This is a genomic window from Bacillus hominis, assembly GCF_018332515.1.
Classification (GTDB): domain Bacteria; phylum Bacillota; class Bacilli; order Bacillales; family Bacillaceae_G; genus Bacillus_A; species Bacillus_A hominis.
On the sequence record NZ_BOQD01000097.1, the window covers coordinates 1 to 21,065 of the forward strand.

The following is a 21,065-nucleotide window of genomic DNA, read 5'->3' on the forward strand; positions in this document are numbered from 1 at the left end:
ACTTTAATCAGTGGGGGCTGTTCATCCTCCACTGATTATTAGCCCTCACCAATCGGGATAAAAATTAATTAATCTTCTGGGAAGATATGTTCAATGTCCGGAGTAAGAGCTACTTCTGATAATACGATATGAGAAACTGTCGTCGCATATGAAGAAACATCATTGATAAATTCTTCAAGTTCAACGAGTGAAGGAACAGAGATTTTTACAATGTAGCATAAGCTTCCTGTTACTCGGTAACAAAAACTTGCAGATGGATAAGACTGAATAAACTGTTGCATACGTGTTGTATCACCATTTTTTAAAGTGATTTCTAAAATACAATCTAAAACAAGTCCTGCTTTTTTATAATCGATATCGATTGTGTATTTTTGAATAATTCCTTCACTTTCAAGTTTACGAACACGTTCTGTAGTAGACGGAGCCGATAAGTTTACTCGTTTTGCTAATTCGCGCATCGAAAGGCGACTATCATTATATAATTCATTTAAAATTTTTCGATCAACACGGTCTAATTGCATTTGTAAATATACCTCCAGTAAAATGATGATTTTTGTAAAGAAAAAATATAAATTAAGATTCATATGAAATGTAAAATGAACTTTATTTATTTTACAATAAAAAAGAAGGGAATAGGAGGAAAAATAATGGAGAGAATTACATTATCAAATATAGGAGATACAAAGTTTCAAAAATTATTAGGGCATAATCCGGATATATTAAATTCGTGGAGTACGTTAGAAAATACACTGTATAGTACAGGGACCCTTTCTGCAGAGTTAAAGGAGCAAGTAAGAAGAACATTAGCGTTTGGGAATGAATGTTCGTACTGTATGGCAAAGGGAAAGCCGGATGATATACAAAAGATAGAAGAAATTAGCGTAGCCGTTACTTTTGCACATGCATTTGTTTATGACCAAAAGGCGATAGATGATAATATGTTTCATATATTAAAACAATATTGGACTGAAAAAGAAATTGTAGAGCTTTGTGCCTATATTTGTTTTATTACTGCGTCGCAGCAACTTGGTTTTCTGTTTCAATTACAGCCTAATTAACTAGGAGGATAGTATGATTAATCAAGCAGCACTTATAATCATTGATGTACAGGAAGCATTCAACTTACCGTACTGGGGAACAAGGAATAACCTTTTTGCGGAAGGAAATATGAAAAGTTTGTTAGAAGAATGGAGAAAAAGAGAATTACTAGTTATTCATATTCAGCATGTGAATAAAGAAAATGTGGAGTCAATGTTTCATCTAGATGCAGAAACAGTACGTTTTAAAAAAGAAGTGAGGCCATTACCAGGTGAGATTATTATTCAAAAGGTTGTTAACAGTGCATTCATTGGGACAAATTTAGAAGAGATATTACGAGTAAAAGATCACACTTCTTTAGTAATTGTAGGATTAACGACAAATCATTGTGTGGAAACTACAACACGGATGGCAGGTAATTTAGGATTTACAACGTATGTAGTGAGTGACGCGACGGCTACTTTTAACCGCATCGGTCCAGATGGCACAGAGTATAGTGCAGAGGACATTCATAATATGACACTTGTAAACTTGCATGATGAATTTGCTACTATTGTGACGACGAAAGAAATAGTAAAAACTATTTCGATAAAATAATTGCAGAATTATGTAGAAAAAAATAAGAATATTTCGTATAATCTAAGTATAATCATTTTGAAAATAGGGGTGGCATCATATGAAGCAAATTCCAGTAAAGAAAATAGAAGAAGTACTCGTTTTAGCAGGGGATGATAAACAAAAGCAAAAGGAATTTTATGAATTGCTCTTAACAACGGAGTTTTATGTTGCTGGTTCATTAGAAGCAGAGGATGGGGTAACAGAAGGCACACTTCGTTTACGTCATTTCCAAGGAGAAGGTAGATGGATCGTTCCATTCTTTACACAATTAGAATTTGTAAAAGATGTGTTGCCAGAAGGGACACCCCTTATTACGATACGTGGAAGAGAATTATTTAGTAGCATCGAGAAAGATGCGACAGCTGTATTAAATGTTGGAACAGATATGAGTAAAACATTTATTCCAGAAGAAATCGCAGATATAGCATCAGGGCGAATCTTTAATTATTATAAATAAAAGGAAAAGCTTAGCAGCTTTTCCTTTTTAATTTGAACAGGGAGTGGCTATACCAGAAGAAATAGAAACAGTTTTGTTATTTGTATTTATTGTTGCTGTAACTCCAAGCGGAATACCGATATTTGGGCTTATATGTCCAATCGGTAAACCGAATAACACAGGTATATTATATGGCGTGAAATATTCATATAATATTGTTTGCAATGATTGGGACGGTTTAGAAGGGTTGCAGTCGTGACAGCTTGTAAAAATAACACCGCTGCATTCATTAAACTGTCCAGATAAAAGTAGCTGATTTAACATCCGGTCAATTCGATACGGTTCTTCACCAATATCTTCAAGCAATAAAAGTTTATTTGCTGTATTTATCTCATAGGGCGAGCCAATTATACTTGTTAACACAGTTAAATTCCCTCCAACTAATGTGCCTGTAGCTGTACATGGAGAGGTAGGTACGATACATTCTGATGCATATAAGATGGATGAATACGGATGGAATAGTTGATTAAAAGAAGATAAAGAGAGAGAATCTATACCTTTTCCTAATTCCTCAATCATTGGACCATGAAAAGTTACAAGCTCTGCATAACGTGAAAAGGCAGTATGTAAAGCCGTAATGTCGCTATATCCCCAAAAGATTTTTGGATTCTGTTGAATGATTTCATATTGAATGTGAGGGAGGAGACGAGCACTTCCGTAACCACCTCGTGCACAGAAAATTGCTTTCACTTCATTGTTGGTAAAGGCTTCATGTATATCATCAAGACGAACTTGATCATTTCCAGCTAAATATCCATACTTTTCATAAACACTCTTCCCAATTATTACGGATAAACCCATCTCCCTTAATACATTCACACCTTTTAATACATTCTCAAGTGTTGGTGGACCAGACGGTGCAATAATCATTACTGTATCACCTTGCTTTAATGCATTTGGATAAATCATTGTTCTCAGCCTCCTTCTAATTCAATATATTCGCTTCATATGAAGTTCAACCCTTGTAAAAGGAGGGGAAAGCTTGTCAAATAAAGAAGATATAAGGGGGATAGGAGGGAAATGATGTTTACAAATCGAGTAACAGATATATTGCAAATTAAGTATCCCATCATTCAAGCAGGTATGGCAGGTGCTATTACAACACCAGAACTTGTTGCAGCTGTAAGTAATAGCGGAGGATTAGGAACGCTTGGAGCTGGGTATATGAGCCCAGAACAAATTCGTGAAGCGATTTATAAAATAAGGAAACTAACAGATAAACCTTTCGGTGTTAATTTACTTTTAACAAAAGAGGTACAGATAGAAGAAGAGAAGGTAAACGGGGCGAAAGAATTACTTAGTGGAGTGAATAGAGAATTAGGTATAGAGGAAGAAGATGTATTAAAGCTTCCAACAAGCTATAAAGAACAATTACAAGTGCTATTAGAAGAGAAGGTACCAGTCGTTAGCTTTGCATTTCAAACGTTAGAACAAGAAGAAATAGATGATTTAAAAAGAAGAGGAATAAAAGTTATCGGAACAGCTACCCATGTAGCAGAAGCGAAAGCACTTGCCGAGTTAGGGGTAGATATTATCGTCGGGCAAGGTAGCGAGGCAGGAGGGCATAGAGGAACGTTTATTGGGAAAGAACAAGATGCGATGATTGGTACATTTGCATTAATCCCGCAATTAGTAGCGGAAGTACCTCATATTCCGATTGTCGCAGCAGGTGGTGTAATGAATGGGCAAGGGCTTGTTGCGGCATTTGCGTTAGGAGCAGAAGCTGTTCAAATGGGATCAGCCTTTTTAACGAGTGAAGAAAGTATTACACATGAGGTGTATAAAGAAGCGATTTTACATAGTACAGATACGAGTACAACGGTAACCCGTGCGTTTTCCGGGAAATATGCACGGGGTATTCGTAATAAATTTATAGAGAAACATGAAGGAAGAGAAGGGAATTTACCGATGTATCCAGTGCAAAACGTATTAACTTCAAAAATACGCCAAGAAGCAGCGAAGCAAAATAAGGAAGAATATATGTCTCTTTGGGCGGGACAAGCATCATCGTTAGCACGAACGGAATCAGCTCAGCACGTAGTGAAACGTGTCATGAATGAAGCGGAGAACGTAATCGAACAATTAAAAAATGTATATAGAAAAAGACCACTTGAATAATTCAAGCGGTCTTTTCGTTAGTTTGCTTTATAAAATTGTTGGATAGCTTCGTCGATGTAAACCCAGCCTTTCCAACCTAAGTGCATATGATCTTTTAAGAAGTACTTATCATATTCATGATTTGAGAAATCAGCAATTGGATAGCCAGCATTCTTAATTTGCTCATGAACTTTATTGTAGTATAATTCGCGTTTTTCTTTTGGGAAGCCAGCGTAATCATACCAAGGACCTTTTACAGGGACAGAAATGAAGAGCGGTTTTGCGCCAGATTGTTTTAATAAATCAAGTACAATTTGTAAATCTTCATACTCTGGTGATTGGTCATAAGCATCATTTTTTAAGTAACCTTCACGTTGCTTTAATTTCTTCTTAATTTTGCTATTGAAGTAATCATCTTCGATACCATATTCGTTAGATCCTGATTCTAATGCACCTGTTTGATCAGCATGCTTACGAGCTTCTTCCCAGTTCATTTGTTTCAATGATGGATCAAGCTTTTCTTTATGCGGTTTAATATCAAACATAACTGTAAATAAATCTTTACGATCTAGAATGTTACGATAAATATAAGCGAAAGGTTTAGCAGCAAGTGCTTTTACTTTATACTTTGTATCATCGTAGGCGATACCTTCAAGCGAAATTTTTAATAAAGTTTCTTTTTTAACAATCTCAAAGTTTAATAAGCGTTTTGCAATTTGCTTTTTCATTTCAGGTTTTAAATCATCGTTGAAAATGAAGTGGTAACCTTGTTGTTTTGAAAAGTTAGGTGCAAAGTGTGTCTCATCAATACCTTGTGGTACAAACCATTGCGGAGAAAGAACGAATATCATTTTCTTATCTTTCAATTGATCCATTGTAGATGCGAAGTTTAATACATGTACAAGGTCTTGTGTTCCGCCACGTCCAAGTAGGAATGGTGTGAATCCTTCAGGCTTTACTTTGAAATAATTCGATGGATGGAAAGCATCCATACGTGCGAATTCCGATGAACCGTACATCGGAAGGTATTTCGGGTCTGCTAACATCTTTTGCTGTAAAATCATACTTTGAATCTTTTCTTCTTTTAAAGAAGTCGCAGCTTGTTCTACTTTCTCATCACTTACAAGTGGGAGTAGGAAGCGCGTAGGAATAAGTAAGAATACAGCAAAAAGGGCCAATGCTAAAAGCATCGGACCAAATTTTGCTTTGTTCATCGGATTTCTTCCAACTTTTTAATAACCATATTTGGTGTAGCCCACTCATCGCGGTCAAAATCAGAAATAGAAACTTCAATCTCTAAACGCTCTTGGAATTCAACTAATAAAGATACTACAGCGAAAGAATCAAGAATACCTTCTTCAAATAATTGAACATCTAAGTTTTCTTTCACAATATCGTTTTCACATACTTCTTCTAAAATATCTAATACTTGCTCTTTGAATTCTGCCATTTTTAAAATCTCCTTTATATCCGAATATATTATATGTGCAACTTCTTAATGGAATAAGAAGGGTGCATTAAAAGTATCTGTTAAGGTGTCCAGAGAAAATTAGGAAACCGAAACATACAACGTGGAACGTAATTACAATCGCAAGGACATGTGTAAATTTATTGTTTGGCCAAAACTTATGCTTCTTGTTTTTTCGTTCGAAAATATCGAACAAGATAAACAAGGCAGCGTGATAAAGACCATAAATAATGTATTGATACACATGCTCACCAGTAATATGCCATATTCCCATGATGAAAAAGTTTAAAAATGCACCGATATACGAAATTGTGTAACGGTTTTTAATTAGCTTTTTCTTCGTTGCGAAAAAGACGAAACGCATGTAAATAAAGTCACGGAACCAGAATGATAAACTCATGTGCCAGCGATTCCAGAAGTCTTTAATGTTACGACTAATAAATGGTTTATTAAAGTTTTCTGGAGTTTTAATTCCCATCATATAACTTACACCAATTACAAATGAGCTATAACCAGCAAAGTCGAAGAATAAATATAAGCTATAGCTATACATGTAAATCATATTTGATAGGATTGTATCTTGCTGAGCAAATGCCGGATCCATAAAATATTGCTTTATTAAGTAAGCAATAATAAATTTATACAAGAAACCTTGGAAAATACGATTTAGCCCTGTATATAGTAAATTTTGATATTCTTCAGCACTAGGTGGCTTTTGAATATCTTTTTGGAATCTGCGGTAACGATCGATAGGTCCTGTTGAGATAGCCGGGAAGAATAAAACGAATTCCCAAAAATTAAAGAAGGAAAGTTCTTTAATTAAGCCATCACGAACTTCAAATACCATTTGTACTGCTCTAAATGTTACATAGGACATTCCTAAAAATACAACAAACTTTAGCTCAGGTACAAACGGTGCGATTTTTGCCAAAATAAGCGGTAAAATCGATAAAATAACAGCTATACAAAACGTGAATGTACTATTATTTTGTTTTCGTAACATTAAATAGCCTTTAATAAGGGCATATTGCCAAATAATAAATGCGGCTAACATGATTGCTTGCTTCGGTTTATCAGAGAAGATAATAACAAGCATTACTAATGTTAAAACGGCATTATATTTACGCAACATTTTACCTTTTAATCCAGCTATGATAGTAGGTATTAATAAAATGCCCACTATAGCGAAAAAATAAAATGATCCATATGCGGTCATGCTGTAACCTCACTCAATAATTTTTTGCGATCTACCTTTCCATTTGGTGTCATTGGAATAGAAGAGTGATACATGAATTTACGTGGAATCATGTAATTTGGTAATCGCTCATTGAGTTCTTTTTTGATTGCAGATGTCAATTTGAATTCTTTTTCAAATGAATGCTCTCCAGGAACAACAACCGCTAATAAATAATCGTATTTTTCACCTTTTTTAATTGGAACAACAACTGCTCCTTCTACGTAAGAACATGCGCGAAGATGATGTTCGATTTCTTCTAATTCCATTCGATAACCATGAAGCTTAATTTGGAAATCAAGACGACCATTATAGAATAGAAGACCATTTTCTACATAGCCAGCATCACCTGTTTTATAGGCGCGCTCACCATCAATCATGGTAAATACTTTTTCTGTTAATTCAGGACTTCCTAAATAACCAACGCTTACACTTGGTCCAACAATTACGATTTCACCTTTTTCACCGTCAAGTGCAATCGTACCATCTTCTTTCACAATAAGAAGGCGGCAGTCTGATTTACAGTAGCCGACTGGAAGAGATTTGTATTTATCTACAACTTCTTCTGTAACGTGAATGCCTGTTACAGCAACGGTAGCTTCTGTAGGACCGTATGTATTCATAATTGTTGCTTTTGGGAAACGCTCAATTAATTTTCTAGCTACTTCATTTGGTAACACTTCACCGCAGAATAAGAATGTTTTCATGTTTGGTAGCATACTTTCAGAGAAAGAGGCTTCCATTAAACACATTTCTGCGAAAGATGGTGTCGAAGTCCATACTTGTATATCCGATTGCTCTAAAGAAGCAAACAAGTCTTTTGGACGTGCAATCATGTCTTTATCGATTGCCCATAGTGTACCACCCGTTACTAACGATGGGTAAATATCCATCACAGATAAATCGAATGAGAAAGGTGCTTGATTTAAGAATACTTGTCCTGTTTGTAAGTTGAAATCTTCAACAGCCCACTTCGTAAAGCTAACAAGGCAATTATAAGTAATCTGAACCCCTTTCGGATTACCTGTGCTTCCTGATGTGTAAATAATGTAGAAGTTCTCATCGTCTTTTACCGCATGTTCAGGATTTGGAGTATTCCCTTTATGAGTAAAGAAAATATCTTTTAATTTATCTTCACTTGCAATGCGAACTGGTAAGTCCGTTACAGTTACTTCTGCCCCTGATAACAGTAATTTCGCACCAGAACTTTCAGCAATACGTTGTACACGATCAGCTGGAATAGATAAATCTACAGGAATGTAAGCATGCCCAGCTTTCACACATCCTAAAAAGTTAATAATCATTTCAGGCTGCATATGGCCATAAACCATAATTGGTGAACGATCATCTGGATACTCAGAAGAAATCCAATGTGCTAACGCATCAGAATCTTCCTTTAATTGTTTGTACGTAATTTTCGCATCTCGCCAAACAAAAGCGGTTTGATCAGGCGTTTCTGCAGCCCACTTTTCAATCTGTTCTAATAACTTCATAACGTTCCCACCCTAGAATTCATTGTAAATAAATGTACTTGTGTTTGTATCATGGAATCCATACAACCAAAGTAATGCAAATAAAATTGCAAGGTAATAAACCGTCTTTGCAACCCATTGTGTGAGTGGTCGAGACCATATCTCTTTTAATCTTTCCATGTCTTTCCCTCTCTTAATGAAATAATAGCTCTTTGTAGGTATCATGTCCTACATTATTGTGAAAAAAACAAAATACCACATTTTAGGTAAAAATAAGTCAAAAGGCTCTTTTCTGATATTAGCACTAAATACTAAAAAAGAAAATCCCTAACTTAGCAATTATATTACATTCAGCATGAATTTGTAATGGGTTTGTCATGTGAAAAGAAAGTGGATTGTATGAATACATAAAAGTGGATTGTGAGAAGGCGTGAAAATATAATATTTGTTTTGTTATTCCTGAATTGGAGTGGGCTAATAATCACTGGGTACTTAGTACATTTTCAAGGTATAGAGCCTTTTAAAAGGAGGGAATTATTATGAAAAGAGAGTGGAGGAGTTTTATTTCAGAAGAAAATATCATTAAATGGAGACGGCATCTTCATAAGTATCCAGAATTGTCATTTAATGAAAAAGAAACTTCGCAATTTATATATGATACATTATGTTCATTTTCTTATTTTGAAGTAACAAGACCGACTAAGTATAGTGTACTAGCAATTAAAAGGAGCGTGAAAAAAGGAAAAGTAGTTGCTATTCGAGCGGATATAGACGCATTACCAATTCAAGAAGAGACACTAAAGTCATATGGATCGGTTAATAAAGGTGTAATGCACGCATGCGGGCACGATGCACATGCAGCTATTTTATTAAGTACAGCAGAGACGATAGCAAATATGAAGGAAGATTTTGCAGGTGAAATCCGTCTGTTCTTTCAGCACGCAGAGGAAGTGTACCCCGGTGGCGGACAAGAAATGGTGGAGGCCGGTGTTATGGATGGTGTCGATTATGTAATAGGTTTGCACGTTATGTCTGGATTAGAAAGTGGGAAGGTAGGAATTGTATATGGACCTATGATGGCAGCACCAGACGTATTTACAATTGAGATTTTAGGAAAGGGCGGTCATGCGGCACGACCAGAAGAAACGATAGATCCTATTGCTATCGGAGCACAAATTATTACAAATTTACAATATATCGTATCAAGAAATACAAGTGCTTTCATGCAAAGGGTAGTTTCAGTTACGCAGTTTCATGGGGGAACGGCCGATAATATCATTCCAAACAAAGCAGCTTTAATGGGAACTGTTCGATCTTTTAATCAAACATTAAGGGAGGAAGCAAAAGAGAAAATTGAGCAAATTGTGAAAGGAATTACAGAAGCACATGGAGGGGATTATACATATACGTATCGTTACGGATATGATCCAGTTGTTAATAATGAGTACATTACGAAAATAGTAGAAAAAAGTGCGATAAAATTGTTCGGAAATCAGCGTATTGTGCATCTTGAACCTTCTATGGGAGGAGAAGATTTTTCAGCGTATTTAAGAAAAGCACCTGGTTGTTTCATTAAATTAGGAACAGGGAATAAAAATATTGATACTTGTTATCCACATCATCATCCGAAATTTGATGTAGATGAATCAGCTTTAATTTATGGAGTAGAATTATTTTTAGAAACAACGATAAGGTTACTAAAATCATAGAAAAGTATAAAAAAAAGGCAACTGCGCTCTATCGCAGTTGCTTCTATTTCTTCCGTCAGAGAGGGCTGAGAAAGAACTATGCTCATTTATAGTATATGAATAGCTAACGGACAAGCTTGTACATTTTAACTATTTTTTAAAAAATAGTTATTGACTTTGATAATCAATTTCAATTAATCTAATGATATAATTGAAATTGATAATTATTATCAATAAAACAAATGAGGAACCTTAATGAGAAAAACATTTCACCTTTTACGAAGGGGATTAAAAAATAAAGATGTTGATAAGCATATTGAATGGCAACGAAATATAATTCGTTCTGAATATGTAGATGAGAAGAAAATAATTCAAATAGAAAAAGCGATACATAGTAAAGGGAGAGATTCAGTTGAGTAAGTTAGTAATGATTTTTGCAAGTATGAGTGGAAATACGGAGGAAATGGCTGATCATATTGCGGGTGCAATTCGTGAAACAGAAAATGAAATTGAAGTCATTGATATTATGGATTCACCAGAAGCTTCTATATTAGAGCAATATGACGGTATTATTTTAGGTGCTTATACTTGGGGAGATGGTGATCTTCCTGATGATTTTTTAGATTTTTATGATGCAATGGATTCTATTAACTTAACTGGTAAAAAAGCAGCAGTATTCGGTTCTTGTGATTCGGCTTATCCGAAATACGGGGTAGCGGTTGATATTTTAATAGAAAAGCTGAAGGAGCGCGGGGCAGCAGTTGTGTTAGAAGGATTGAAAGTAGAGTTAACGCCAGAAGATGAAGATGTAGAAAAATGTTTACAGTTTGGAGCTGAATTCGTAAAACACCTTTCTTAATGGCAGAAGGGAGATGAAGAGCAATTGCATGAAAAAATCGCAATCAAAACGATGACAGATTACCATTTGTATGATTTTATGCGTTGTCCACACAAATTTTATTTCCGTCATATAAAAAGAAGAGAACCATCTTCGTTTGAATGGCAACAAATAGCACAAATGATTGTAAATCAAATTATTAATGAATATTACACGGTACCTGCCGGGCAACAAACAAAAATTTTTCTTTTAATACTTTTAGAAAAGTATTGGAAAAAAGTAAGGGTTAATATGTTTGCTTCAAAGGCGGAGTACTATATTGTTTTAGCGAAGCTAACAGATCACTTACTGCAGTTTGTTGAAAGAGATGAGAGTCAGGCGCCGCCGTTATTTTTATATGAGAAGTTTCAAACATATATGGAAGAGTTAGGTGTTCATATTTCATTGACATTTGAAGTTGGTGAGTGGAGTACAGAATCATTTACAATTAAAAAGTATGTTATTGATGCAAATGAAGAAATGCTAGCTCTTTGTCAGAAGTTAATGACTGTGTTTAGTTATAAAGCTTTCGGCATTCTTCCAGGAAAAATCGAAGTGATTAATTTAATAGAAGGAACTAAGTATGAGTACATTCCAAAACAGGAAGATATTATAACTGGAATGGATGATTTATTTAGAATGAAAGAAATGCTGCAACAACCTGAGCACTACACAGAGCGTAATTTTCGTTCTGAGTGCATGAGCTGTGCCTTTCGTAGTGAATGCCAAGTGGAAGAGGCAAAAGAGGAAACATTGCAGAAGAAAAATATCGTACATTAAAGGATGCAATTTTGCATCCTTTTTATTATTGACATGAAAAGCTTTTCATCATTTACGGTATATTTGTAGTAAATTTTATCCCGTTATTTGGGGGTCGCCCGATTGGTGAGGGCTGATAATCAATAGGGGATCCCCCTTGATTAAAGTTTCACTTTATAAGAGGAGGAATAATCAATGAAAGATGAAACGAAAGTATTTCAATGGTTAAAAGAACAAAATGCTCCTTTTGGAATTCAACTGCAAATTTTACAGGCGTTTCAACTGTATAAAGTCATTGTTGAAATGGATAAAAAGTTAATGATGTATGAAGAGAGGGAATATAGGGAGAGAATGTAATCTCATCCCTGCAGTATCACTTTCAGTTGATCTGTACTCGCTATGAATTCAAGCTCATTTTTTGTTTCAAATTTATAAATAATATTATGTAGTAAAGGGCTGTATTGATAAAAGGTAGTGACGCGGGGAATGAGTAATGAATCATGATGAGAAATAAGTGTACTATATTGTTCATATACAGCTGTAGTAAATTCATGTCCGAAATCATAATATAGCCCAGCAAAATCAAAAGCAGGATCTCCAATTTGAGCGTCACCAAAATCGATAACACCTGAAATGGTTTTATTCTGTTTATTAAACAAAATGTGATGATGCGTAAAGTCAGCATGAATAATTGTATTTTGAAAAGTGGATGTAGCTATATAGGAAAAGAAATTTTCGAATAAACGATTTAAGGCTGATTTTTGGAATGAAGTAAGACTATTAGTAACATACTGATTTAATTTTGTTTGCAGCTCTTTCCAGTAGGTAAGTGTTTTTTCGATAGAAAATCCTAATGGTTTAACATGTTTTAAAGGAATGCTATGTAGAGCCGCAAGGAAAGTAGCTAATTGTGCAATAATTATTGTCCGTTCTTTTTGCTCTAACTTCGTAACTATTTCTGTTTTTAACGGTTCACCGTGAATGAGAGTATAGTAACTACAAAGCGGAACAGCATCAGTATCATTTTTATATAATAGGCAATACTGTGGAACCTCGATTTCTTGTAGCGAATGAGAGAGAAGTTTGCATAGTTCCTTTTCTAAAGGAATTCGCTTTGCACATTCTTGTTTTCGCGGGAAACGAAATAGTAGTTCATCATTTACTATAGCCGCTATGTTATCCCAGCCTTCTTCATTTTGTTTATATGAGTGTATAGAAAGATTAGGCAGAGCTTCTTTTATATATTGTTTGTAAGAGTCCATAATTGTTCCTCGTTTCTAAGTTAAAATTAGGGTATTTCAGTTTATGATATCAGAATATTCCCTCTACATGTAACACTTTTGGTTTGTTCATATAAAGCGGCAGTTTTATCCCGCTATTTGTCGGACAGTAAAACTCCCACTTCAAAATTCGGCTGGAGCAAAGAAGTTCGGTGGGAGCCTTACTGCCGGTAAACGCCCGATTGATGTGGGCTAATAATCAGTAGAGGACGAACAAAATCCTCACTGATTAAAGTTTCACTGTATAGATCAGTATGAGCTATACGTAAATCAGTATATGAATTTGTGAATTTTTTCCTCCTAAATTTTTTTAGACATATTTTCATAAGGTGTTCAGAATACAACAGATTAGCTATTTCTGTTTATTGAACGCATGCGATACACAAACTATAATAATAAATATAAATAACCAACACTATGTTGGTTAAAAAATAGGAGGTACAAAAATGAAAAACCAAGTATCAATAGTAGTTGAACATGCATTGAATGACGTAACACCAGAAATGATTGACTGGTGGTGGGATAATATTGATAACTCTGAACGATATAAACTATGGCACCCAGAAGAACATGTTGATTTTAAGTGGTTAGTTGACCCTAAAGTACATGGACACGTAGGGGCCATATCAGCTTCGATCGAATCTGCGGGAGATGGACTAGAATTCCCGCTAAGAATTAGATGGGAAGATCCTAAAGATTGTCCTATAAATACCCATTACAGTCATGTTTTAATGGGTTCATGTTTAGATGATGATGACGATGTAATTTCACAAGTAATACATCAATACGAAAAATCCGAAAATGGTACAGTAATGACTTCTACATTCATTTTCCCGAAAGGATTACCACCATTTATTAATCTAAGTGGTTTATATAAACACAATGTAGAAGAAATGAGTCAGTTCAGTATATTTTTACCGAAACTTTTTGCAGAAAATCTGTAAGACAACTTAACAGCTTTACTTGTAATAAGTGACTAACTAGAAAATAAATCGGACCGCACCATTTTAGATAGGACTAAAATGGTGCGGTCTTTTTAATATCAAATTAATCACTTTCCACTTTACTTCTTTTGGGTAATGTACTCTTCCTTTCAAACGAAAAACACCTCCGCTGAATTTACATACTTAGTATGCGAATTCAACAGAGGTGTTTTTTTATGTACTACTATTCGGGCTCACTTCAAAGAGCAGAGGGGTCTTAAAGATTTTCATTTTGTTGACCAAGTTCTTTTTGAGCAATATATAGATTTCCTTGCTCGACTTGTTTAAGTTTATTAACAGAATCTCCTGCATATCCTTTTTGTGTTTTTACAGTTCTTTTTGAACGATTTGAATCTTGTTTCTTCATATAATATGTCACCTTTCCTTAAAAATAGACGAAAATGATGAGTACGAGTAATACAGCAGCGAAAATGGTAATGCCCATTAAAAACGAGGTGTTTTTATATTTAGGTGGCTTATGTATATCTTGCTGATATCCAGGTGAGATTTCAGGGGCGAATTCTTCATCGAATGATTGATCTTTTTCTTTTTCGTCCATATGTATCCACCTTTCTTTTTCATTATGTTATACGTTACAAGAAAAAATATGCATAAAGAAAACAGCCGCTCTAGCGTTAGCGGCTGTTTTGTGTTGTATATTTTCGTTGTACTTGAAAGAGACGGATAAGTAGGAAGCTCGCGCCAAACGCTAAACCGATAATAAGACCAATCCAATAACCTTTCGCTGCCCAATCAGTATACGTTGCGAATATGTAGCCAAGAGGTAGACCTATTACCCAATAAGCAATTAATGTCATAATTAAGGCAACGTTTACGTCTTTATAACCACGAAGTGCTCCTTGTACTGGAGTTGCAATCGCATCTGAAATTTGAAATAAAATCGCGAATATAAGAAATTCTTTTGCTAAATGGTGTACATTTGCATCTGTCGTATAAATAGAAGCAATTTCATCATCAAAGAAATAAAGAAGGATTGAATATAAAAGAGCAAAAGCAAGAGCTAAACCAATTCCGATAAATCCATATTGCTTCGCATTATTGTATCGTTTTGCCCCGACTTCAAATCCAACGGCTATCGTCATTGCCATTGCTAAACTTAAAGGGGTCATATACAACAAGGAAGCAAAGTTCATAGCTGCTTGATGTGCTGCTATTGTTGTCGTACTAAAATTACTCATCATAAGTGTTACCGCAGCGAAAATACTTGTTTCAAAAAAGATAGCAAATCCGATAGGGACACCAAGTTTCAGGAATTCCTTCCAGCTTGTAAGGGAAGGGCGGTATAACTGTTTAAAGATATTGAAAGAAGCGAAAGGCTCTTTCGTACGAATAATAATGACTGTAATAATTAAAATACACCAATATGTTGCTGCAGAAGCGATTGCCGCACCAACACCACCAAGTTTTGGAAAGCCAAAGTTACCAAAAATTAATACGTAATTTAATACTACGTTAATTGGTAATGATAGTAATGTAATAATCATCGTTGTTCGAGTTTTTCCTAATGCATCAATAAATCCACGTAAAACGGTGTAAGTAAATAAAGGGATAATTCCAATCGCGATAATACTTAAAAATTGTGCTGCAATACGTTCTACAGGTTCTTCTAATTGCATGCCATTTAAAATAGGTGAAACAGTGAAGAATCCGATAAGGATAACAACGAAACTAGCACAAATTGCTAAATATACTGCTTGTATGACAATGTGGGGAACGTCCTCTTTTTTCTTTGATCCAACGAGCTGTGCAACAATAGGAGTAGTAGCCATTAAAATTCCTGTTAATCCCGTACTAACTGGAAGCCATATACTTGTTCCGATAGCAACACCGGCTAAATCAGTAGGACTTGCATGTCCTGACATTGTCGTATCAAAAAAGCTCATCGCAAATAATGACATTTGCGTTACAAAAATCGGGAAAAAGAGTAATACGAATTGCTTTAATTTTTGTGAGAATGAAGTAGTTTCTTTCATAAAATCCCCTTTCAACGTAAAAAACAAACTCTTACTATCATACAATTTAATCAAAAAATAGAAAAGAAATAAGCGTATACAACAAATGAAATCAATAAAAAAAGGATGCACTTTGAAAAGGGATAAGGTATTATGATAAGGTGTGAAAAAATTACATATTCGTTATTAAGGAGGCACTACTTGTGGCTGATTGGTTAATTGGATTAATCATGGGTGCTGTTGAAGGTTTAACTGAGTTTTTACCAGTATCATCAACAGGACATATGATTTTAACAGGACACTTAATTGGATTTGAAGACGATAGAGCGAAAGTTTTCGAAGTTGTTATTCAGTTGGGATCGATTTTAGCAGTTGTTGTTATATTTTGGAAACGTTTATGGTCATTAGTTGGAATAGGAAAAGTAACTGATGGACCATCTTTAAATTTATTACATATTATTATCGGGATGATTCCTGCCGGCATACTCGGCGTACTATTCCATAGCGCAATTAAAGAAGTTTTATTCGGTCCAGGACCGGTTGTTATTAGCTTAGTAGCTGGTGGTATTTTAATGATTGTTGCTGAGAAGTTTTCAAAACCAAGTACAGCAAGAACATTAGATGAAATCACATATAAGCAAGCATTTACAATCGGAATGTTCCAATGTTTAGCACTTTGGCCAGGATTTTCTCGTTCTGGGTCTACAATAAGCGGTGGTTTATTAGCGCGCGTTTCGCATACAGCGGCAGCTGAATATACGTTTATTTTAGCAGTACCAATGATGGTAGCTGCAAGTGCTTTAGATTTAATTAAAAGCTGGGATATATTAAGTGCAGCAGATATACCGTTATTTGCAACTGGATTTATTACAGCATTCGTTGTTGCGATGCTTGCAATTGTTTCATTCTTAAAATTATTAGGTCGTGTAAAACTAACACCGTTCGCTTATTACCGTTTCATTTTAGCTGCGGTATTCTATTTCTTCATTATGTAAGAATAAATTATCAGCAATCCCCTATAGAATAGACATTGGAAAAAAGTCTATTCTATAGGGGATTTTTTTATAGCGAGAGAAAAATAAAACTTTTACCTTCAATTACTTGTATTTCACCATGTGAAATATGCCATAATGATTTCGTTATAATAACTTTAAGAAAATCGATAGGGTATTTGAGAGGGGCAGTTTAGTGAGTTTTGCAATAGAAATAGTAATTCCAGCACCAATTGATGTTGTGTTTGATTATGTAAATAATGACGAGAAAATAATGGAATGGAGTACCTTTATGGTAGAAAATAGGTATCCTCCACACGTAGATGTAAACAATCCTCGTGAAGGTGATAAATATATATCCGTGCAAAAGATGGGGAAGAAAATATATGAGTTTGAGGCGGAAATTTTAGAGTGTGAAGCACCTTATATCGTGTCAATTGGATGTGACATGAAGCAAGGCTACACAGCCGCAACTTATATGTTAGAAGAAGATGAAGAAGGCACATCGCTTACCTTAATCTTAGAATTTGAACCGAAGAATTTTTTATATAAGATTATGTATAAGTTGACTGGATGGATGACACGTGCGGTATATATGGGTGAAATGGAACGTTTAGCAGAGTGCGTAGATGCTGCATATTCTCAGAAAAAAGGATTATAATTTTGTTTAATAAAAAAACATGCCGAATTCGGCATGTTTTTTATTTTACTACTTTTTCAATCATGCTTTCCATTACATGCTCCCAAAGAGAAGTATCATCAGCTAATGTAGCACGGAAATTAGCGTACATTTCTTTTTGTTTTTCCTCGAATGTTGGATCTTCTTTTTCAGGCAGTGTAGCGCGCATGGAAGTTACTAATTCTTGTACTTTTGGAGCGCGTGGTCCCCAAACGGCTTGTTCATTTCCGTCTTTATCAATGAAGATAAAGATTGGAATGGCGCGGGCTGTTCCATTTGTTAAATATTGATCCATTAATTCTAAGTTTTCATCACGAATTAATAATGTCATATCAATATTTGCAACTTCAGAAATTCGTTTCATAACAGGTACGCATAAAAGAGCGTCGCCGCACCAGTCAGCTGTTAGTACGATAACGCGCCAGCCATCATTTTGACGTTCTTCTAAAACGGGAAGTAATTCATTTGGAATTAAAAAGTTATTGTAAATGTGCAGTAGCTCGTATTGGTTTACTTTCATTTCATTTACATATGTATCAAAGGACATGCCTTTATCAGCCCATTGTAGTAAGTTCATAAGTAACACCTCTTTAGTATGATTTGTTTTTATTGTACCAATTTTTATATAGAAAAGCTTGTATTCTTACTCTTTCTTATCACTAAATAATTTATTTAGTGTGTAAAGGAATAGTGCGACACATAGTTCAGCTATGTTGGACATTTGTACGCTCTCTATCCAGTCGTCGGCAGTATGAATGACGAACCAATCTAGTGTAATTTCAATAATGGAGAGAAGAGCAATTGAGAGCCAATTTGGCATGTTTGTCATCATTGGATATAGGAGTACTTTAAAGAAAATGAAGATAAAATATGTAATACCATTTAATAAAAGGATAAGTGAAAAAAAGAGTAGTAGAGCTGTTCGTGATGAATATTCTATACCTGTAATTTGAAAGATTCCTACATATACAAAGAATATAAATGCAAAGAATATAATGAGAATAAGAATAACAACACCAATAATAATAGTCTTATCTTTTAGACTGAGATTAGAAAATTTGTCTTCTTCACTCACTATCCCAACTCCTTTTTCTGGAAAATCAATTTCATTGTACCATGAAATATTTATTAAAAAACTACGAATTATGGGAAAATAAGGTGACAAAAAGTAAGATTTCATGTAAAATTATTAATAAGGTTTTTATTTAACTAAATGAAATAAAAGGGGCTGTCAAAGTTGTCTCAAAATCGAGAGCAATTAATGGAAGAACTATCGACAAATGTTTTTGCTATGTTTCGCACGCTGCGTAATGATATTGGAAAAATATTTGGTGGTTACATACCGTGGAATGAGTTCATCGTCCTTAGAATATTGAATCGCACGAATAAAGAAATGGTATCACGTGTAGCGAATGAGTTAAATGTGTCGAATAGTCATATTACAGCTGTTACAGAAAAATTAATTAATAAAGGCTTTGTAACTCGTTCACGTTCTACATCAGATCGCCGAGTTGTATATTTAGAGATTACAGAACAAGGGAAAGATTTAGTTGCGAAAATGGAAGGTGAGAAAAAGAAATATTTACAAGAAAGATTCTCAGCACTTTCAGAAGACGAAATGAATGTAATGATATCTATTTCTAAAAAACTTATTTAAATAATTACAAATGAGAAAACGCTTACCTAATGAAAAAGAAGACCTTCCTCATATATGGAAGGTCTTCTTCTGTGTGTAATAGATGATAAAAAATAAAATGTGTATGAAAAAAGATAGAGCGCCATACTACTAATAAAGGAAGGAGGGGGAAATATGACGAATCGTAATGGTAGTCAAGGAAGTGGAAATCAAGGTTCACCAAAATCAGGGCAATTCCAGCAGGAGTTTAGTGCTGAATTTGAAGCAGGTAATGATAACAAAGGAAAAGAATATCGTTCGAAAAAAGGAAGTAAATCAAAAAAGGAGTGAAATGATTCACTCCTTTTTTTTGATTTAAGATGCGGCAGATTGATTTGTATTATATTTTTCTTCTGATTTTGCGACAATCATTGCGCAAATTGCATCACCGGAAATATTTACAGCTGTTCTAGACATATCAAGAATGCGGTCAATACCGATAATTAAAGCAATAACCCTCTACTGGTAGATTTGCTTGATTTAAAACCATCGTAAGCATTACAAGTCCAACACCTGGTACACTAGCAGTTCTAATATAAGCGAAGAGAGTTAAATTATGTATGTGGAAAACAAAATAGACCATCATATGATGGTCTAGGGAAGGGGACAATTTATGTCAATTTAATTAGGGATGGAAGCTATTCAAAGACACTGGGGAATGTCTTATAAATTAGGGAGGAACAGCTTCGATACATATACTATAAAAGATAGATGTGACCTAGATGTGAACGTAGAGTGAAAGAGAGAGGGAGTTTTAAATAAAAGATAGAAAGAACAAAAAATAAGACCATCACATGATGGTCTAGGGAAGGGGACAATTTATGTCAATTTAATTAGGGATGGAAGCTATTCAAAGACACTGGGGAATGTCTTATAAATTAGGGAGGAATAGCTCCGATACGTATACTATAAAAGGTGGATGTGACTTAGAGGTGAACATGGAGTGAAAGAGAGAGGGAGTTTTAAATAAAAGATAGAAAGAACAAAAAAATAAGACCATCACATGATGGTCTAGGGAAGGGGACAATTTATGTCAATTTAATTAGGGATGGAAGCTATTCAAAGACACTGGGGAATGTCTTATAAATTAGGGAGGAACAGCTTCGATACACATACTATAAAAGACGGATGTGACCTAGATGTGAACGTAGAGTGAAAGAGAGAGGGAGTTTTAAATAAAAGATAGAAAGAACAAAAAAATAAGACCATCACATATAGGATGGTCTAAGGAAGGGGACAATTTATGTCAATTTAATTAGGGATGGAAGCTATTCAAAGACACTGGGGAATGTCTTATAAATTAGGGAGGAACAGCTTCGATACACATACTATAAAAGACGGATGTGACCTAGATGTGAACATAGAGTGAAAGAGAGAGGGAGTTTTAAATAAAAGATAGAAAGAACAAAAAAATAAGACCATCACATGATGGTCTAGGGAAGGGGACAATTTATGTCAATTTAATTAGGGATGGAAGCTATTCAAAGACACTGGGGAATGTCTTATAAATTAGGGAGGAACAGCTTCGATACGTATAATATAAAAGATAGATGTGACCCTCGTGTGAACTTAGAGTGAAAGATATGGGGATTTGAAAAGGGATAAATAGTTGTTGTTGTAAGAGTTATAGTATAAGTGGAGATATAATAGAAGATATTATTTTGTAAAATGATAGGAGTCTGAATATAAATAAAAGTTGAAATCTATGAAAAAAAGGATTATGCTCAACTATGTTA

General features: G+C 34.7%; 27 protein-coding genes and 1 pseudogene. 14 read left to right on the forward strand and 14 right to left on the reverse strand.

Features of this window, described 5'->3' with window-relative positions:
* Nucleotides 1-68 precede the first annotated feature (68 nt).
* The gene (locus KI356_RS11180; RefSeq protein ID WP_002117396.1) at nucleotides 69-521 is read right to left on the reverse strand and encodes an Lrp/AsnC family transcriptional regulator; all 453 of its coding nucleotides are present in this window, start codon (nucleotides 519-521) and stop codon (nucleotides 69-71) included.
* Between the two features lie 63 nt (nucleotides 522-584).
* On the opposite strand from KI356_RS11180, the gene KI356_RS11185 reads away from it, so the two are divergent.
* The 3 genes from KI356_RS11185 to KI356_RS11195 all read left to right on the forward strand — a co-directional run bounded on the left by KI356_RS11185 (nucleotide 585) and on the right by KI356_RS11195 (nucleotide 2,113).
* Nucleotides 585-1,058, forward strand: a complete 474-nt coding sequence (locus KI356_RS11185) for a carboxymuconolactone decarboxylase family protein (protein WP_212935439.1) — start codon at nucleotides 585-587, stop codon at nucleotides 1,056-1,058.
* Between the two features lie 13 nt (nucleotides 1,059-1,071).
* Nucleotides 1,072-1,635 (forward strand): cysteine hydrolase family protein, encoded by a 564-nt coding sequence (locus KI356_RS11190; RefSeq protein WP_212935440.1) that lies wholly within the window; start codon nucleotides 1,072-1,074, stop codon nucleotides 1,633-1,635.
* A 79-nt stretch (nucleotides 1,636-1,714) separates the two neighbouring features.
* Nucleotides 1,715-2,113, forward strand: coding sequence for an SseB family protein (locus tag KI356_RS11195; RefSeq protein ID WP_212935441.1), 399 nt, complete (start codon nucleotides 1,715-1,717; stop codon nucleotides 2,111-2,113).
* A gap of 27 nt (nucleotides 2,114-2,140) precedes the next feature.
* Here the strand turns inward: KI356_RS11195 and KI356_RS11200 are convergent, their stop codons facing one another.
* On the reverse strand, nucleotides 2,141-3,061 hold the full coding sequence (locus KI356_RS11200; RefSeq protein WP_212935442.1) for a S66 peptidase family protein: 921 nt from the start codon (nucleotides 3,059-3,061) through the stop codon (nucleotides 2,141-2,143).
* 114 nt (nucleotides 3,062-3,175) lie between these two features.
* Between KI356_RS11200 and KI356_RS11205 the strand changes: the two genes are divergently transcribed.
* On the forward strand, nucleotides 3,176-4,270 hold the full coding sequence (locus KI356_RS11205) for an NAD(P)H-dependent flavin oxidoreductase (RefSeq protein WP_128282278.1): 1,095 nt from the start codon (nucleotides 3,176-3,178) through the stop codon (nucleotides 4,268-4,270).
* Between the two features lie 17 nt (nucleotides 4,271-4,287).
* Here KI356_RS11205 and dltD read toward each other — a convergent pair whose 3' ends face one another.
* The 5 genes from dltD to KI356_RS11230 form a co-directional block, all read right to left on the reverse strand.
* Entirely contained in the window at nucleotides 4,288-5,463 is a 1,176-nt protein-coding gene (gene dltD / locus KI356_RS11210) for a D-alanyl-lipoteichoic acid biosynthesis protein DltD (protein ID WP_128282279.1), read from the reverse strand.
* On the reverse strand, nucleotides 5,460-5,699 hold the full coding sequence (gene dltC, locus KI356_RS11215) for a D-alanine--poly(phosphoribitol) ligase subunit DltC (RefSeq protein ID WP_002011622.1): 240 nt from the start codon (nucleotides 5,697-5,699) through the stop codon (nucleotides 5,460-5,462). The genes dltD and dltC overlap by 4 nt, the downstream gene beginning before the upstream one ends.
* Before the next feature lie 67 nt (nucleotides 5,700-5,766).
* Nucleotides 5,767-6,933: a D-alanyl-lipoteichoic acid biosynthesis protein DltB gene (dltB, locus tag KI356_RS11220; protein WP_128282280.1), complete on the reverse strand. Its 1,167-nt coding sequence runs from the start codon at nucleotides 6,931-6,933 to the stop codon at nucleotides 5,767-5,769.
* Nucleotides 6,930-8,444 carry a D-alanine--poly(phosphoribitol) ligase subunit DltA gene (gene dltA / locus KI356_RS11225; protein ID WP_212935443.1) on the reverse strand — a complete coding sequence of 505 codons (1,515 nt, stop codon included), beginning with the start codon at nucleotides 8,442-8,444 and terminating at the stop codon, nucleotides 6,930-6,932. Before dltA ends, dltB begins: the two co-directional genes overlap by 4 nt.
* Before the next feature lie 12 nt (nucleotides 8,445-8,456).
* Nucleotides 8,457-8,603: a teichoic acid D-Ala incorporation-associated protein DltX gene (locus KI356_RS11230; protein WP_000440293.1), complete on the reverse strand. Its 147-nt coding sequence runs from the start codon at nucleotides 8,601-8,603 to the stop codon at nucleotides 8,457-8,459.
* A gap of 359 nt (nucleotides 8,604-8,962) precedes the next feature.
* Here KI356_RS11230 and KI356_RS11235 point away from each other — a divergent pair, with 359 nt between their 5' ends.
* The 5 genes from KI356_RS11235 to KI356_RS11255 all read left to right on the forward strand — a co-directional run bounded on the left by KI356_RS11235 (nucleotide 8,963) and on the right by KI356_RS11255 (nucleotide 12,104).
* Nucleotides 8,963-10,132, forward strand: a complete 1,170-nt coding sequence (locus tag KI356_RS11235) for an amidohydrolase (protein ID WP_212935444.1) — start codon at nucleotides 8,963-8,965, stop codon at nucleotides 10,130-10,132.
* A 234-nt stretch (nucleotides 10,133-10,366) separates the two neighbouring features.
* Nucleotides 10,367-10,531, forward strand: coding sequence for a hypothetical protein (locus KI356_RS11240; protein WP_164881586.1), 165 nt, complete (start codon nucleotides 10,367-10,369; stop codon nucleotides 10,529-10,531).
* Nucleotides 10,524-10,970: a flavodoxin gene (locus KI356_RS11245; RefSeq protein WP_128282283.1), complete on the forward strand. Its 447-nt coding sequence runs from the start codon at nucleotides 10,524-10,526 to the stop codon at nucleotides 10,968-10,970. The genes KI356_RS11240 and KI356_RS11245 overlap by 8 nt, the downstream gene beginning before the upstream one ends.
* A 24-nt stretch (nucleotides 10,971-10,994) precedes the next feature.
* Nucleotides 10,995-11,768, forward strand: a complete 774-nt coding sequence (locus KI356_RS11250; protein ID WP_212935445.1) for a hypothetical protein — start codon at nucleotides 10,995-10,997, stop codon at nucleotides 11,766-11,768.
* A gap of 174 nt (nucleotides 11,769-11,942) precedes the next feature.
* The gene (locus tag KI356_RS11255; protein WP_000651093.1) at nucleotides 11,943-12,104 is read left to right on the forward strand and encodes a hypothetical protein; all 162 of its coding nucleotides are present in this window, start codon (nucleotides 11,943-11,945) and stop codon (nucleotides 12,102-12,104) included.
* 2 nt (nucleotides 12,105-12,106) lie between these two features.
* Here the strand turns inward: KI356_RS11255 and KI356_RS11260 are convergent, their stop codons facing one another.
* Nucleotides 12,107-13,009 (reverse strand): aminoglycoside phosphotransferase family protein, encoded by a 903-nt coding sequence (locus KI356_RS11260; protein ID WP_212935446.1) that lies wholly within the window; start codon nucleotides 13,007-13,009, stop codon nucleotides 12,107-12,109.
* A gap of 464 nt (nucleotides 13,010-13,473) precedes the next feature.
* Here KI356_RS11260 and KI356_RS11265 point away from each other — a divergent pair, with 464 nt between their 5' ends.
* Nucleotides 13,474-13,971 (forward strand): DAPG hydrolase family protein, encoded by a 498-nt coding sequence (locus KI356_RS11265; protein WP_212935447.1) that lies wholly within the window; start codon nucleotides 13,474-13,476, stop codon nucleotides 13,969-13,971.
* Nucleotides 13,972-14,227: 256 nt separating this feature from the next.
* Here the strand turns inward: KI356_RS11265 and KI356_RS11270 are convergent, their stop codons facing one another.
* The 3 genes from KI356_RS11270 to KI356_RS11280 all read right to left on the reverse strand — a co-directional run bounded on the left by KI356_RS11270 (nucleotide 14,228) and on the right by KI356_RS11280 (nucleotide 16,004).
* Entirely contained in the window at nucleotides 14,228-14,377 is a 150-nt protein-coding gene (locus tag KI356_RS11270) for a hypothetical protein (RefSeq protein ID WP_000743744.1), read from the reverse strand.
* Between the two features lie 18 nt (nucleotides 14,378-14,395).
* Nucleotides 14,396-14,569, reverse strand: coding sequence for a hypothetical protein (locus KI356_RS11275; protein WP_002117433.1), 174 nt, complete (start codon nucleotides 14,567-14,569; stop codon nucleotides 14,396-14,398).
* A 76-nt stretch (nucleotides 14,570-14,645) separates the two neighbouring features.
* Nucleotides 14,646-16,004: an MATE family efflux transporter gene (locus KI356_RS11280; protein ID WP_212935448.1), complete on the reverse strand. Its 1,359-nt coding sequence runs from the start codon at nucleotides 16,002-16,004 to the stop codon at nucleotides 14,646-14,648.
* Nucleotides 16,005-16,186: 182 nt separating this feature from the next.
* Between KI356_RS11280 and uppP the strand changes: the two genes are divergently transcribed.
* Both uppP and KI356_RS11290 read left to right on the forward strand, forming a co-directional pair.
* Complete coding sequence (gene uppP / locus KI356_RS11285) at nucleotides 16,187-16,978, forward strand: bacitracin resistance undecaprenyl-diphosphatase (protein ID WP_002086752.1); 792 nt, start codon at nucleotides 16,187-16,189, stop codon at nucleotides 16,976-16,978.
* A gap of 193 nt (nucleotides 16,979-17,171) precedes the next feature.
* The gene (locus KI356_RS11290) at nucleotides 17,172-17,636 is read left to right on the forward strand and encodes an SRPBCC family protein (protein WP_212935449.1); all 465 of its coding nucleotides are present in this window, start codon (nucleotides 17,172-17,174) and stop codon (nucleotides 17,634-17,636) included.
* A gap of 40 nt (nucleotides 17,637-17,676) precedes the next feature.
* Here KI356_RS11290 and KI356_RS11295 read toward each other — a convergent pair whose 3' ends face one another.
* Both KI356_RS11295 and KI356_RS11300 read right to left on the reverse strand, forming a co-directional pair.
* Nucleotides 17,677-18,264, reverse strand: a complete 588-nt coding sequence (locus KI356_RS11295; protein WP_080018400.1) for a thioredoxin family protein — start codon at nucleotides 18,262-18,264, stop codon at nucleotides 17,677-17,679.
* 33 nt (nucleotides 18,265-18,297) lie between these two features.
* Nucleotides 18,298-18,729, reverse strand: coding sequence for a regulatory YrvL family protein (locus tag KI356_RS11300; RefSeq protein WP_212935450.1), 432 nt, complete (start codon nucleotides 18,727-18,729; stop codon nucleotides 18,298-18,300).
* A gap of 162 nt (nucleotides 18,730-18,891) precedes the next feature.
* Here KI356_RS11300 and KI356_RS11305 point away from each other — a divergent pair, with 162 nt between their 5' ends.
* Together KI356_RS11305 and KI356_RS11310 are read left to right on the forward strand one after the other, a co-directional pair.
* Nucleotides 18,892-19,311, forward strand: a complete 420-nt coding sequence (locus KI356_RS11305; protein ID WP_000081440.1) for a MarR family winged helix-turn-helix transcriptional regulator — start codon at nucleotides 18,892-18,894, stop codon at nucleotides 19,309-19,311.
* Between the two features lie 153 nt (nucleotides 19,312-19,464).
* The gene (locus KI356_RS11310; protein WP_212935451.1) at nucleotides 19,465-19,620 is read left to right on the forward strand and encodes an imidazoleglycerol-phosphate dehydratase; all 156 of its coding nucleotides are present in this window, start codon (nucleotides 19,465-19,467) and stop codon (nucleotides 19,618-19,620) included.
* 24 nt (nucleotides 19,621-19,644) lie between these two features.
* Here the strand turns inward: KI356_RS11310 and KI356_RS11315 are convergent.
* Nucleotides 19,645-19,876 (reverse strand): annotated as a pseudogene (locus tag KI356_RS11315) (cation:dicarboxylate symporter family transporter); the annotation flags it as partial.
* Between the last annotated feature and the right edge of the window lie 1,189 nt (nucleotides 19,877-21,065).